General features: G+C 74.7%; 11 protein-coding genes. 7 read left to right on the top strand and 4 right to left on the bottom strand.

Features of this window, described 5'->3' with window-relative positions; all coding sequences use genetic code 11:
• The 5 genes from fni to MNY60_RS01795 are packed head-to-tail and all read left to right on the top strand — an operon-like array spanning window position 1 to window position 7159.
• Window positions 1-1053, top strand: coding sequence for a type 2 isopentenyl-diphosphate Delta-isomerase (fni, locus tag MNY60_RS01815; RefSeq protein ID WP_242359926.1), 1053 nt, complete (start codon window positions 1-3; stop codon window positions 1051-1053).
• On the top strand, window positions 1050-2774 hold the full coding sequence (locus MNY60_RS01810) for an NAD(P)/FAD-dependent oxidoreductase (protein ID WP_242337736.1): 1725 nt from the start codon (window positions 1050-1052) through the stop codon (window positions 2772-2774). Before fni ends, MNY60_RS01810 begins: the two co-directional genes overlap by 4 nt.
• Window positions 2762-3697 carry a phytoene/squalene synthase family protein gene (locus MNY60_RS01805; RefSeq protein ID WP_242337738.1) on the top strand — a complete coding sequence of 312 codons (936 nt, stop codon included), beginning with the start codon at window positions 2762-2764 and terminating at the stop codon, window positions 3695-3697. Before MNY60_RS01810 ends, MNY60_RS01805 begins: the two co-directional genes overlap by 13 nt.
• On the top strand, window positions 3694-5658 hold the full coding sequence (gene shc / locus MNY60_RS01800) for a squalene--hopene cyclase (protein WP_242359925.1): 1965 nt from the start codon (window positions 3694-3696) through the stop codon (window positions 5656-5658). The genes MNY60_RS01805 and shc overlap by 4 nt, the downstream gene beginning before the upstream one ends.
• Window positions 5659-5665: 7 nt before the next feature.
• Complete coding sequence (locus tag MNY60_RS01795) at window positions 5666-7159, top strand: carotenoid biosynthesis protein (RefSeq protein ID WP_242359924.1); 1494 nt, start codon at window positions 5666-5668, stop codon at window positions 7157-7159.
• A gap of 37 nt (window positions 7160-7196) precedes the next feature.
• Here the strand turns inward: MNY60_RS01795 and MNY60_RS01790 are convergent, their stop codons facing one another.
• The 4 genes from MNY60_RS01790 to prpR all read right to left on the bottom strand — a co-directional run bounded on the left by MNY60_RS01790 (window position 7197) and on the right by prpR (window position 11029).
• Window positions 7197-7481: a hypothetical protein gene (locus MNY60_RS01790; RefSeq protein ID WP_242355132.1), complete on the bottom strand. Its 285-nt coding sequence runs from the start codon at window positions 7479-7481 to the stop codon at window positions 7197-7199.
• 158 nt (window positions 7482-7639) lie between these two features.
• A complete protein-coding gene (locus MNY60_RS01785; protein ID WP_242337746.1) occupies window positions 7640-8116 on the bottom strand; it encodes a type II TA system antitoxin MqsA family protein in 477 nt (158 codons plus the stop codon).
• Window positions 8117-8145: 29 nt separating this feature from the next.
• Window positions 8146-8886, bottom strand: a complete 741-nt coding sequence (locus MNY60_RS01780; protein ID WP_242337749.1) for a sigma-70 family RNA polymerase sigma factor — start codon at window positions 8884-8886, stop codon at window positions 8146-8148.
• 163 nt (window positions 8887-9049) lie between these two features.
• Window positions 9050-11029 (bottom strand): propionate catabolism operon regulatory protein PrpR, encoded by a 1980-nt coding sequence (prpR, locus tag MNY60_RS01775; protein ID WP_242355135.1) that lies wholly within the window; start codon window positions 11027-11029, stop codon window positions 9050-9052.
• A gap of 298 nt (window positions 11030-11327) precedes the next feature.
• On the opposite strand from prpR, the gene MNY60_RS01770 reads away from it, so the two are divergent.
• Together MNY60_RS01770 and MNY60_RS01765 are read left to right on the top strand one after the other, a co-directional pair.
• Entirely contained in the window at window positions 11328-12485 is a 1158-nt protein-coding gene (locus MNY60_RS01770; protein WP_242337753.1) for an acyl-CoA dehydrogenase family protein, read from the top strand.
• 67 nt (window positions 12486-12552) lie between these two features.
• A complete protein-coding gene (locus MNY60_RS01765; RefSeq protein WP_242337755.1) occupies window positions 12553-13722 on the top strand; it encodes an isovaleryl-CoA dehydrogenase in 1170 nt (389 codons plus the stop codon).
• Window positions 13723-13789 lie beyond the last annotated feature (67 nt).

The raw sequence follows: 13789 nt of genomic DNA, 5'->3' as shown, positions 1-13789 counted from the left end.
ATGTCCATCGCCGAGCGGAAGGACAGCCACCTCGCCCTGTGCCTCGCGGAGGAGGTCGAGCTCCCGGGCGGCGACGCCACCGGGTTCGCCGCGCTGCGCTTCGACCACGACGCGCTGCCCGAGGTGGACCTCGCGGCGGTGCGGACCGAGACGGAGCTCTTCGGCAAGCGGCTCGCCGCGCCCATCGTGGTCGGCGCGATGACGGGCGGAACACCTCGCGCCGGCGAGGTGAACCGGCGCCTCGCGCGCGCCGCGGAGCGCTGCGGCGTGGGCTTCGCGCTCGGCTCGCAGCGGCGCATGCTCCAGGACCCTTCGACCCGCGACAGCTACGCGGTGCGCGAGGCCGCGCCGGGCCTGCCGCTCCTCTTCGGGAACCTCGGCGCCGTGCAGCTCAACCTGGGCGTGGGCGTCCCGGAGGTCAGGCGGCTCGTGGCCGAGGTCGGCTGCGACGCCTTCAACTTCCACCTGAACCCGCTCCAGGAGGCGATCCAGCCCGAGGGCGACACCCGCTTCGCGGCGCTCCTGCCGAGGCTCGCCGCGGTGATCCCGGAGCTGGGCGTCCCCGTGCTGCTGAAGGAGGTCGGCGCTGGCATCTCCCGCACCACCGCGCGGAAGATCGCCGCGCTGCCGGTGGCGGGGGTGGAGACCGGGGGGCTCGGGGGGACCTCCTGGGCCCGGGTCGAGAGCCTGCGGGCGCGCGACCCGGCGCGGCGCGACCTCGGCGAGACGTTCGCGCGCTGGGGGATCCCCACCGTCGAGAGCATCGCCGCCTGCCGCGCGGCGCTCCCGGAGCGGGTGGTCGTCGCCTCCGGGGGGATCCGGAACGGGATCGAGATCGCGAAGGCGCTGGCGCTCGGGGCGGACGCGGTGGCGCTCGCCCTGCCGCTCCTGCGAGCGGCGGAGCGGTCCTCCGAGGCGGCGGCCGAGGAGCTCGAGCGGCTCGTCCAGGAGCTGCGCCTCGCCATGTTCCTCACCGGCTGCACGCGCGTCGCCGAGCTGCGTGACCGCCCGCTCTCCCGCGCCCGCGACCTCACCGCGTTCCCCCCGAAATGACCGAGCCCGACGACAAGGCGCGCTCGCGCCGGGAGGCGCGCGAGGAGGCGGCGGCGGGCCGCTTCGACGCGATCGTCGTCGGCGCCGGGATCGCCGGGCTCGTGGCCGCGTCCGACCTCTGCCAGCGCGGGCACCGCGTCCTCGTCCTCGAGCACGACCACCAGGCGGGCGGGCTCATGGGCGGCATCCGCCGCCGCGGCTTCTACTTCGACGTCGGCTGCCAGTCGTTCGAGGACATGGGCATCGTCTTCCCGCTCCTCGAGCAGTACGGGCTCGCGGACCTCGCGCGCTTCCGCCGCGCCCACTACCGGCTCGTCATGCCGGGGGTGGACGTGGACGTGACCTCGCTCGGCGCGGTGAGCCGGGCGCTCCAGCAGGCGTTCCCGGAGAGCGCGGCGTCGCTCGGCCGGGTGTTCGCCTTCCACGAGCGGACCTCCGCGCTGCTCTCGCGCCTGTTCGTCCCGGAGCGGGTCCCCTACGTCCGCGACGCGGGCGGGACGAGCGCCGCGCGCTGGGCCCTCGGGGCGCTGGAGCGCGAGGCGGTGCGCTCGCCGGCGGTGCTCCTCCGGCGCCTCCGCGATCTCCGCACGCTGCTCCTCGACGACTCCGCGGCCTGGTACGCGCGCGAGCTCCCGCCGTCCGGCGTGCGCGACCTCCTCGCGAGCTGCGGCTACACGCGGATGAACGTGTTCGTCGCGTCGGCCTTCTGGCACCTGTGGGCGAGCGACTACTGGTACCCGGAGGGCGGGCTGCAGGGGTTCTTCGACCGCTGGGTGGCGCGGCTCGAGGAGCGCGGCGTGCGGTTCCTCTTCCGGCGCACGGTCGCGGCGCTCGACGTGAGCGGCGACCGCGCGGTCGCGGTGCGGACCGCGCGCGGCGAGCGGCTGGAGGCGGAGGAGGTCGTCTACACCGGGGACTACCGCTTCGCGGTCCACCGGCTCGTGGGGCGCGAGCGCTTCTCGCCCGCCGCGCTCGCGCGCCTCGACCGCGCGCGCACGTCCGACGCGCTCGTCTCCGTGTACCTGGGCCTCGACCTCGCGCCCGAGGCGCTCCGCGAGCGGCTCCGCACCTCGCACGTCTTCTACTTCCCCTCGTTCGCGTGCAAGACCGCGCTGGATCCCGCCGATCCGGACGCGCACCGGCACGCCTTCCTGGAGGTGACGGCCCACGGCCTCCGCGACCCGTCGCTCGCTCCCGCGGGGAAGTCCGCGCTCGTCGTGCAGGCGTTCACGCGCCACGACTGGCAGGACGGCTGGCGCACGGGCCTCTCGGGTGATCCGGCCCGCGAGGCGGCGCGGCCGCCGCCCAGGCCGGCGGCGTACCGCGCCCTGAAGCGGCAGGTCGCCGCGGAGCTCCTCGAGAAGCTCGACGGGCTCGTCCCCGGGGTGGCCGACCGCGTCGTCCACCTCGACGTCGGCGCGCCGCCGTCCACCGTGCGCTTCACGCGCAACGCCTTCGGCGGCTCCTGCGGGTTCGAGCTCAACCTCAGGAGCTTCCCGTTCTCGAACCCGCTCGCGCACGTCGAGACGCCGCTCGAGAACTTCCACACCGCCGGGCACTTCACCGTCTGGCCGGGCACCGTGCCGACTGCGGCGCTCTCCGGGAAGATCGCCGCGCGCCGCGCCCACGCGCGGCTCGCCCGCCGGAGGGGGCGCGCCCGCGCGCGGCCGGCCGCGCCGTCCGAGCAGCTCGTCGAAGGGGGGACCGAATGGACACCGTGACAGTGGGCGCCGAGCGCGGGCGCACGCCCGCCCTGGCGGAGCTGGGGCGACGGGGGCTCGCCGAGTGCTGGGACATCCTCCGCGTGCACGGGAAGACGTTCCACATGATGGCGAAGCTGCTCGGGCCCGAGCGCGGGAGCGACATCGCCGCGCTGTACGGGTTCGCGCGGGTGGCCGACGACGCGGTGGACGTCCCCGGGCCGGACGACACGCCCGACGCCATCCGGGGGAAGCTCGCCGCGATGCTCGAGGAGCTGCGCCGGGCCGTGCTCGGGCAGAGCGTGCAGCCGCGCTTCGTCGCGCTCGGCGAGACGGTGCGCCGCCACGGCATCCCCCTCGAGCCGTTCGACGACCTCGTGGCCGGGCTGCTCATGGACCTGGACGGCGCGCGCTACCGGACCTTCGCCGACCTCGAGCGCTACTGCTACCGGGTCGCCGGGACAGTCGGGCTCATGATCACCCCGGTCGCGGGCTACCGCGCCGGCACCGAGGCGCTCGAGCACGCGAAGACGCTCGGCACCGCCATGCAGCTCACGAACATCCTGCGCGACGTCGGTGAGGACCTCGCGCTCGGGCGCGTGTACCTGCCGGAGGAGGACCTGGCGCTCTTCGGCCTCGGCGAGGGCCACCTCTCGGCGCGGCGGGTGGACGGCCGCTTCCGGGCGCTGATGGACTTCGAGATCGCGCGGGCGCGCGGGCTGTACGAGCGCGGCCTGGCGCTCATCCCGCTCCTCGCGGACGCGCGCGGGCGCCTGGCGTTCCAGTTCGCCGTGGACGCCTACTCCGCCATCCTCGGCAAGATCCGCGCGAACGGCTACGACGTCTTCCGCCGCCGCGCGAGCCTCTCGGCGAGCGAGAAGCTGGCGCTCGTGCCGGGCGCCCTGTGGAGGGCCTCGCTCGCCGCCAACGGCCACGCGCAATGAGCGGCCACGTCCGCCTCGCGGAGGACCCCCTCGCGCGCGCGGCGCGCCGCGCGGCCCTCGCCGCGCAGGACTTCCTCTACCGCACCCAGCGGCGCGACCACTGGCGCGGCGAGCTCGAGTCGAACGTCACGGTGACCGCCGAGTACGTGCTCCTGCGCCAGGCGCTCGGGCTCGACCTCACCGCGCGCCGCGGTTCGCTCGTCCGCTACCTCTGCTCCCGCCAGAAGCCGGACGGCAGCTTCGGCATCGCCTCGACGCTCCCCGGGGACGTCTCCACGACCGCCGAGGCGTACCTCGCGCTGCGCCTGCTCGGGGTCGCCCGGGAGGACGAGCGGCTCCTCGCCGCGGAGCGGGCCATCCGCGCCGCGGGAGGCCTCGCGCGGGTGCGCGTGTTCACGCGCATCAACCTCGCGCTCTTCGGGCTCTTCCCCTGGGACGCCGTCCCCATCGTCCCGGCGGAGGTCATCTTCCTGCCGCGCTGGGCGCCGGTGAACGCGTACCGGCTCGCGAGCTGGGCGCGCTCGACGATGGTCCCGCTCTTCGTGCTCTTCCACCACCGGCCGGTCTTCGCGCTCCCGAACGGCCGCTCCGACGCGAACCCCTGGCTCGACCACCTCTGGCTCGATCCCGCCGAGAAGCGCGTGCCGTACCGCGAGTCGGTCCTCGCGACGGTGCGTCGGCACGGGCTCGGCTGGAAGGCGTTCTTCAACGCCGCGGACGTGGCCCTCCGCGCGCACGAGCGGGTCCGGCGCGTGCCGCCGCTCACGCGGCTGCGGGCGGAGGCGCTCCGCGCCTGCGAGGAGTGGATCCTGGCGCGGCAGGAGGCGAGCGGCGACTGGGCCGGGATCTTCCCGCCCATGCTGAACGGCGTCCTCGCGCTCCACGCGGCCGGCCGCGGGCTCGACTCGGACCCGGTCCGGCGCGGGCTCGAGGCGATCGAGCGATTCACCCTGAGCGACGCGGAGGGCTTCCGGGTGGAGGCCTGCCAGTCGCCGGTCTGGGACACGATCCTGGCGCTCACCGGCCTCGTCGACGCGGGCGCCGATCCCGCCGATCCGCGCCTCCTCGCGGCGCGCCGCTGGATCGAGGGGATGCAGCTCACGAACGACTGGGGCGACTGGCGCGTCTACGATCCGCGGGGCCCGCCCGGCGGCTGGGCCTTCGAGTACGCGAACAGCTGGTACCCGGACGTGGACGACACCGCCGCGGTGATCATCGGCCTCCTGAAGCAGGACCCCGCCTCGCGGGAGGGCGACGCGGTCCGCCGGGCGGCGGCCTGGGTCGCGAGCATGCAGAACCGGGACGGCGGCTGGGCCGCGTTCGACCGCGACAACGACAAGCGGTTCCTGAACGACATCCCGTTCTCGGACATGGACTCGCTCTGCGACCCGTCGAGCCCCGACGTGACCGGGCGCGTGCTCGAGGCCTTCGGGCTCCTCGACGACCCGCGCCTCCGAGGCGCCTGCCGGCGCGGTGTCGCCTACCTCCGCCGCGCGCAGGAGCCGGAGGGGAGCTTCTACGGGCGCTGGGGGGTGAACTACGTGTACGGCACCTCGAACGTCCTCGCCGGCCTCGCGCGCCAGCGCGTCCCTCGGTCGGACGCGATGGTCGGGCGCGCGCTCCGCTGGCTCGAGTCGGTGCAGAACGCCGACGGCGGCTGGGGAGAGGGGCTCGAGTCCTACGCCGACCGCGCCGCGATGGGGCGCGGCCCCTCCACCGCCTCGCAGACGGCGTGGGGGCTCATCGGGCTCCTCGCCTACGGCTCCGGGGGGGACGACGCGATCCGGCGCGGCGTGGCGTGGCTCGTCGAGCGGCAGCTGACGGACGGGGAGGAGGCCGGGTCGTGGAGCGAGGAGGCGTTCACCGGCACCGGCTTCCCGCGCCACTTCTACCTCCGCTACCACCTCTACCGGCACTACTTCCCGCTCATGGCGCTCGGGCGGTTCGCGCGGAGCGGCTAGGCCGCCCATGGCGCTCGCGGACACGGCGGCGCTGCTCTGGGGCACGGTCGTCCACCGTCCGTACGTGTACGCGTTCTTCGCGTGCTTCCTCGTGTTCGCGCTCCACCAGCTCGGTCCGCGCCGGACGCTCGTCTTCGGGGTGACGACCTGGCTCCTCGCCTTCGGCGCGGAGTACAGCTCCACCCGCAACGGCTTCCCCTTCGGGCCGTACCGCTACTTCGACGAGACGCGCACGCGCGAGCTCTGGATCGCGAACGTGCCGTTCTGGGACTCGCTGTCCTTCGTGTTCCTCTCCTACTTCTCGCTCGCGCTGGCCGGCGCGCTCCTGTCGCGGCCGGAGGAGCGCGCCCGCGGGCGCGCCCCGGGCCTCCTCCACCCGCTGGCGCCGCTCCTCGCCGGCGTGCTCATGACGCTCCTCGACGTCGTCATCGACCCGGTGACGCTGCAGGGGGAGAAGTGGTTCCTGGGGCGCATCTACGACTACCCCTACCGCGGGTTCTACTTCGGCGTGACCGCCGCCAACTTCGCGGGCTGGTTCCTCGTCGGCGCCGTGAGCGCGTGGGTGTTCCAGCGCTGCGGCGCGAGCCTCCCGGGCTGCCGCGGGCCGTTCCGGCGGCTGCACCCGCGCTTCGTCCCCGGGATCTACGCCGTGTACGCGGGCGTCCTCGCCTTCAACCTCGCGGTCACGATCGCGATCGGCGATCACGCGCTCGCGGCGGCGAGCGCGGCGGTGTCCGCCCTCACGCTCGCGGCGCTGGCGGTGCGGCTCCGCGCGCCCCGCCGGGCGGCGGGCATCGTGGTCTGCGCCGCGACCTTCGCCGAGGCGGCCGCCTGCCGCCGCGGGATCTCGGACGCGGACGCGACGGGGCTCGAGGTGCTCCGCACCGGCGTCGGGCCGGAGCGCGCGCGGGCGGCGCTCGCGGCGCGGCTCGCGCGCGGGCCGCGGCCTTCGCTCGTGGTGTCCTCGGGGTTCGCCGGCGCGCTCTCGCCGGGGCTCGAGGTGGGCGCGGTCGTGACCGCGCGGTCGGTGCACCGGCTCGCGGACGGAGAGCGGGCCGCGCTGGAGCTGCCCCCGGCGCTCCTGCGGCTCGCGCCCGGCGCCCGCCCGGTCGAGCTCTCGTCCGCGGCCGAGGTGCTCGCCGCCGCCGGCCACGGCCTCCGCGCGCCCGCCGCCGGCGACATGGAATCCGCCGCGCTCGCGCGGACCGCCGCCGAGGCCGGGATCGCGTTCTCGGTGCTCCGCGTCGTCACCGACACGCCCGCGGCGCCGCTGCCTCCCGTGGCCCGCAGCGTCGCGGCCGCCCTCGCGGCGCGGGGCCTCTCCCGCGGCGGGCACCTCGTCCGGACGCTCTCGGACGCGCTCGGCAGGCCGCGCGAGACGATCGCCTTCGTCCGTGCCTCGCTCGGCTGGTGCCGCCGGCTGCGCGAGACGTGGCGGACCTTCGCGCCGCTCCTCGCCGCCACCGCGCGGGAGGCCGAGCCGACGCGCTCGGCCTCGTGAGGCCAGGCGGCGGTCCGGCGAGCAGGAGCCCCACGCTTCACTGACTGCAACGTCCCGCCCCGGGGCCCGACGAGCCGTCGAGCGGCCTCAGCGCCGCGGTCCTCGGATGCTCGGGCGCGCAGCCGCGACCCTGCCCGAGGTCGGCCGCCCCCGCATGGAGCACGATGGGCATGCGCTCGAGCAAGGTGGCGGCCCATCCGTACTCCTCGAGCCGCTCCGCGCGCAGGTACTCGGGCGCGAGGATCCGGCAGGAGTGCCCGACGGGGACGCCGTCGGCGCGGCGGTGCCGCTTTCCGCAGTAGATGGTTCGCTGGTCGTTCATGCCCGGGATCGTGCCTCGGCGCGTATCTCGGCGGGCGGCGCGGCGGCGAAGTCTGCGTGAACTTCGCGCGTCGCGACGGGCGGGGGACCCGTCGCCCCTTCGTGAGACACCCGCCGGCCGGGCGGGCGCGATGGCGAGAGGCGAGGCGGCCCGCGGCGTCAGCGGAGCTTCACGGCGAGCGCGTGCGGGTAACCCTGGTGCTGCGCGAGGCGCGCGAGCCGGTCGCGGGTGGTGCTCCGCCCGTCGAGCGCGTCCTGCACCATCGCGCACACGGCGATGAACGCGGCGCGGTTGGGGGCGGCGCGGCCGGTCTCCCAGTGCGAGATGGTCTCCGGCGTGAGGTCGAGCAGCCGCGCGAGCTCCGCGGCGCGCAGGCCGAGGGCCTTGCGCATGTGCCGGAGCGCCTCTCCCGTGTCCACGCCGGCGTCGGCGAGCTCGCAGCAGGTGGCGAGGCGGACCCGGTCGCGGAGCTCGCCGTCCACCTGGACGGCGTCGCACGCCGCGCAGCGCCGGGCCGGCACGGCGACCGAGGCGGTCACCGCGGAGCGCGGGAGCTCGACCGAGAGCGTCTCGGTCTGCTCCTGCAGCTCGCCGTCTCCGCACCGCCTGCAGCGCCCCTCGCCGTCGCCCGCCATCCCCGACCTCCTGCGCTCCCTGGTTGGTGCTAGGCGGCCTCGCGGTCGCCTTCGCCGCCCTCGGCGTCGCGGATCGACGTCAGGTAACCGTGCAGGAAGCGCTTCGTCTGCAGCTCGAGCTGCCGCACGCGCTCGCGCGACACGCCCCAGCGCTTGCCGATGGTCTCGAGCGTGTCGGGCGGGTCCTGCTTGAGGCGCGTCTGGACGATGTCCCAGCCGACCTCGCCGATCCGCCCGCGCACGCGCTCGAGCGCGGCGCGGAGGTGGCGGTCGTGCTCGGCCGATGCGTACTGCTCGTGCGGGCCGGGCCCCTCGTCCTCCAGGCGATCGAGGTGCGAGACGTCTCCCTCCTCGTCGACCGTGCGGTCGAGCGACAGGTCGGCCGCCGCCACCGTCCCGCTCTTCGGCCTCACCGACGAGCGCGCCTGCTTCAGGTACTTCCAGACGTACGCCCGGATCCACCACACCGCGTACGTCGAGAACCGCGTCCCGGCGTTCGGGTCGAACTTCTCGATGGCGCGCAGGAGGCCGAGGTTGCCCTCCTGCACGAGCTCCTCGAGGCGCAGCGTCCCGCGCATCTGCTTGCGCGCGATCATCACCACGAGCGCGAGGTTCCTGCGCACGAGCTCCTCCTTCGCCCGCGCCTCCCCGCGCCGTGCGCGGAGCGCGAGCTCGCGCTCCTCCTCGCGCGACAGCGGGCCCTGACGGCGCGCCGCCTCGAGGTACGGCGTCAGCGTATCCAGCTCCAGATTCTTGGTCGTTCCCTTCATCGCTCACTGGAACACATGTGGTTTGAAGAAAATTCAAGTCGCCTCGCATTTGACCTCTCCGGGGCCGGAGACCGCTCGGCCGGAAGGAGCACGGACGGTCGAGCGAGCGGCCGCCAGTGAGGGTCGGGTGTGCGGCGCCGGGAAGGCGTCGAGCGTGGACGGCTCAGGCGCCCGCCTTGAGCTTCCGCCACAGCGTGGAGCGGCCGATGCCGAGCCGACGCGCGGCCTCCGACTGGTTGCCGCCCACCTCGTCGAGCACGCGCCGGATGAGCTCCCGCTCCTGCTCGTCGCGGGCGCTGCGCAGGTCCGTCGGCCGTGCGCCGGCCGCGCTGCCGGAGGCGGGCTCCCTGCGGCGCGCGGGCGGGGCAGCCTCTCCCGGCCCCTCCTCCGCGAAGAGCTCCGGCACGATCCGGCGCAGCGCACCCTCCGCCACGGCCGCGTCCGGCTCGCGGTCCGCGAACAGCACCGCGACGCGCTCGACCACGTTCTCGAGCTCTCGCACGTTGCCCGGCCAGGAGTAGCCGTCGAGCCGCGGCAGCAGCAGGGCGAGCGCCCGCGCGTGCGCGCCGGGCGCGCCGTGGCGGAGGAGCGCGCGCTGCAGGAGGTCCGCCGCGATCGCGGCGAGGTCCTCCTCGCGGTCGCGCAGGGGCGGCAGGTGCAGCTTCAGGATGTTGAGCCGGTAGTAGAGGTCGTCTCGGAACTCGCGCGCGGCGACCGCCTGCTTGAGATCCTTGTTGGTCGCGGCGATGACGCGCACGTCCACCGGCGTCGGGTCGTTCGAGCCGAGCCGCAGCACCTGCCGCTCCTGGAGCACGCGGAGGAGCCGGGTCTGGAGGGTCATCGGCATGTCGCCGATCTCGTCGAGGAAGATGGTCCCCGTGTGCGCCGCCTCGAAGAGGCCCGGCCGCCCGCCGCGGCGCGACCCGGTGAACGCGCCCTCGTCGTAGCCGAACAGCTCCGACTCGAGGAGCGCCTCCGGGAAGGCGGCGCAGTTGATGGCGACGAAGGGGTGGTCGCGGCGGGTGCTCGCGTTGTGGATGCCCTGCGCGACGAGCTCCTTGCCCGTGCCGCTCTCGCCCGTGACGAGCACCGTCGCGTCCGTGCGCGCGTAGCGCTCGGCGAGGGCGCGCACCTCCTGCATCGCGGGCGAGCTGCCGGCGATGCTCGAGAGGAGGTGACGCGCGACGAAGCGCCGGGGCCGGTAGCGGGAGCGCAGGTTCCGGTCGAGCCGCTGGATCGTGCTCGCGTCCTGGCAGGTGAGCACCGCGCCGCGCGGGCCGCCGCGCTGCCTGAGCGGGATCCGGTGCACGACGAGGGTGCGGTTCCCGATCCGCTGCACGTCGTCGAGCTCGGCGTTCCCGGTCTCGAGCACCCGCGCGAGCGAGAGGTCGGGCGCGAGCTGCGAGAGCTTCCTGCCGAGGACCTCGGCCGCGGAGGCGGCGAGGAGCCGCTCCATGGCGGGGTTCACGGACTGGATCCGCTCCTCGGGGTCCACCGCGACGACGCCCTCCACGAGGTGATCGAGGATGCCGCGGAGCCGCTCGCGCTCGGCGTCCTCCGCGTGCACGGCGCGGGCGACCTCGATGGCCTGCTCGATGGCCTCGCAGACCGAGTCGCGCGCGTAGAGGAGCACGGTGCGGAGCCCGGCCCTCTCGGCGACGTCGCAGACCGGCCCCGGGCCGACGACGACCTCGAAGCCGCGCGCGGCGAAGTCCGCCACGGCGGCGCGCGCGTCCTCCAGCGTCTCGTACGGTCGCTGCTCGAGGACGACGCCCAGGCTCTCCGCGAAGGCCTCCACGCCTGCGAGCGCCTTGCGGAACGGGATGGCCGCGACGCGCCGCGCGAGGCGGCAGGCCTCGGCGAGCGCCTGGAGGACGTCGCTCGCGGAGGGGGAGACGAGCACCACCGGCACCGGCGCGTGGTCGCGGAGGTAGGCCGCGTTCCAGCCCGCCGCGACGAAGACGTCCACCTCCTCGCCCGACTCCACCCGCGCGCGCGCGATCTCGAGCGCCTCCTCGAAGACCTTGTCGAACACGCGGACGTCGGCCGCGCCCGCGTAGCTCGGCGCCACGCCCTCGAACACCTGCCTCAGGCGGCTCGTGCTGAACACCCAGATGATCGGCCGGCGACTCGGGTCGGGCATCGCGTCTCCGTGGTGCTGTTGCAGAGATGAAGCATATCTGTGTCAGCGTGGAACAGGGAGGCCCGACGGGGCGCGAAGTGCGTCCAGGAGTCGCGGCGGGCGCTCCCGCCGCGCGAACTGGAGCGGCGGGGGCCTGCGAGGCCAGCGCCGGAGGTGTTTCAGCGATGAGGCAGCCCCTCGTTCATCCCGCCGCCGGTCGGGAAGCGCGATCCGCCGGAAACCTTCGTGACGGCGGGGGGATGCGTTCGGGCTTGCCCCGGGACGCGGCCGCGGTCCGCTCGATGCACACCGTCCTCGCATGAACCTCGAGCTGACCGAGGCGCAGAAGGCGATCCAGACGACCGCGCGGGAGTTCGCGCAGGCCGAGCTGGAGCCGGTCGCCGCGCAGCTCGATCGGGAGTTCGACCGCCGCGTCTTCGTCGCGAACCTCAAGAAGCTCGCCGACCTCGGCCTCACCGGCCTCGAGGTGAAGCGCGAGCACGGCGGCTCGGAGGCGGGGGCCATCGCCTTCAGCGTGGCGATGACCGAGATCGGGCGGGTCTGCGCCTCGACCGCCACCACCCTCGTCCTGAACGACATGGTCGCGGAGGTCATCCAGGACATCGGCACCCCGGAGCAGAAGGCGCTCCACCTGCCGAGGCTCTGCGCCGGCGAGTACCCCGCCGCGAGCTTCGCCCTCACGGAGGCCGGCGCCGGCTCGGACGCCGCCGCGGTGGCGACCACCGCCGTGCCGGACGGCGACGGCTGGATCCTGAACGGCGCGAAGCGCTTCACAATGAACGCGCCGTTCGCGGGCGTCTTCCTCGTCTGGGCGGTCACCGACCGCGCCGCACCGAAGGGGAAGGGGATGAGCTGCTTCCTCGTGGAGGCGGGGACGCGAGGGCTCCGCGTCGGCCGGACCGAGGACAAGCTCGGCCAGCGCGCCACCGCCACCACCGAGCTCGCGTTCCACGACTGCCGCGTCCCGCGCGGCGCGCTCGTCGGCCGGCTCAACGACGGGTTCCGCATGGCGGTGACCGAGCTCGCCCGGGCCCGCATCGGCATCGGCTCGCTCGCGCTCGGCATCGGCCTCTCGGCGATGGACTTCGCCACGCGCTACGCCTCGCGGCGGGTGCAGTTCGACGACAGCCTCACCGCGCTGCAGGGCGTCCAGTGGATGATCGCCGACGCGTACACCGACCTCGAGGCGGCGCGGCTCCTGCTCCTGAGCGCCGCCTGGCGGAAGGAGCGCGGCCAGCCGTTCGTGAAGGCGGCCTCGATGGCGAAGCTCTTCGCGACCGACGCGGCGAACCGCGCCTGCTACACCGCCATGCAGCTGATGGGCGGCGCCGGCTACACGCGCGCGTACCCCGTCGAGCGCTACGCGCGCGACGCGCGGCTCACCTCGATCTACGCGGGGGCGAACGAGCTCCAGCGCGTGATCATCGCGGGAGAGATCCTGAAGGAGCTCGCGTGAGGCGCGGCCTGCCCGCCGCCTCGCGCGAGGCGGGATCGCCCGCGCACCCCGCGGAGGAGACCCGACCATGAAGACCCATCCCGCCCTCGACCTCGGCCTCGGCGAGACCGCCGACCTCCTGCGCCAGTCGGTCCGCGACTTCGCCGCGCGCGAGCTCGCGCCGCGCGCCGCGGAGATCGACCGCGCGAACCACTTCCCGATGGACCTGTGGCCCAAGATGGGCGCGCTCGGGCTCCTCGGCATCACGGTCTCCCCCGAGTACGGCGGCGCCGGCATGGGCTACCTCGAGCACGTGGTCGCGATGGAGGAGGTGAGCCGCGCCTCGGCCTCGGTGGGGCTCGCCTACGGCGCCCACTCGAACCTGTGCGTGAACCAGATCTTCCGGAACGGGAGCGACGCGCAGCGGCGGCGGTACCTGCCGAAGCTCGTCTCCGGCGAGCACGTCGGGGCGCTCGCGATGAGCGAGCCCAACGCCGGCTCGGACGTGGTGAGCATGCGGCTCCGCGCCGAGCGCAGGGGCGATCGCTACGTCCTGAACGGCAGCAAGATGTGGATCACGAACGGTCCGCACGCCGACGTCGTCGTCGTGTACGCGAAGACCGACCCCGCCGCCGGGCCGCGCGGGATCACCGCCTTCCTCGTGGAGAAGGGCTTCCCCGGCTACTCCACCGCGCAGAAGCTCGACAAGCTGGGCATGCGCGGCTCCGACACCTGCGAGCTGCTCTTCGCCGACTGCGAGGTGCCGGCGGAGAACGTGCTCGGCGAGGTAGGACGAGGGGTGAACGTCCTCATGAGCGGGCTCGACTACGAGCGGGCGGTGCTCGCGGGCGGGCCGCTCGGGATCATGCAGGCCTGCCTCGACGTGGTCCTCCCCTACGTGCACGAGCGCGAGCAGTTCGGCCAGCCCATCGGCACGTTCCAGCTCATCCAGGGGAAGCTCGCCGACATGTACACGACCCTCTCCGCGTGCCGCGCCTACGTCTACGCGGTCGCGCGGGCGTGCGGCGCCGGCCGGACGAGCCGCAAGGACGCCGCCGGCGCGATCCTCTACGCGTCGGAGCGGGCGACCCGGATGGCGCTCGACGCGATCCAGTGCCTGGGCGGGAACGGGTACATCAACGAGTTCCCCACCGGGCGGCTCCTGCGGGACGCGAAGCTCTACGAGATCGGGGCGGGCACGAGCGAGATCCGCCGTATGCTCATCGGCCGCGAGCTCTTCGACGAGACCGCCGCTTGAGCGACCGAGAGACGATGCGAGACCCGCCGGCGAGCGAGGCGAGCCCGGCCCGGGCGGCGGCGACGAG

The organism is Anaeromyxobacter sp. SG17 (assembly GCF_022690695.1).
GTDB classification, from domain to species: Bacteria; Myxococcota; Myxococcia; order Myxococcales; family Anaeromyxobacteraceae; genus Anaeromyxobacter; species Anaeromyxobacter soli.
Note: the sequence above shows the minus strand (reverse complement) of the source record. Positions and strands in the feature narration are given on the sequence as shown.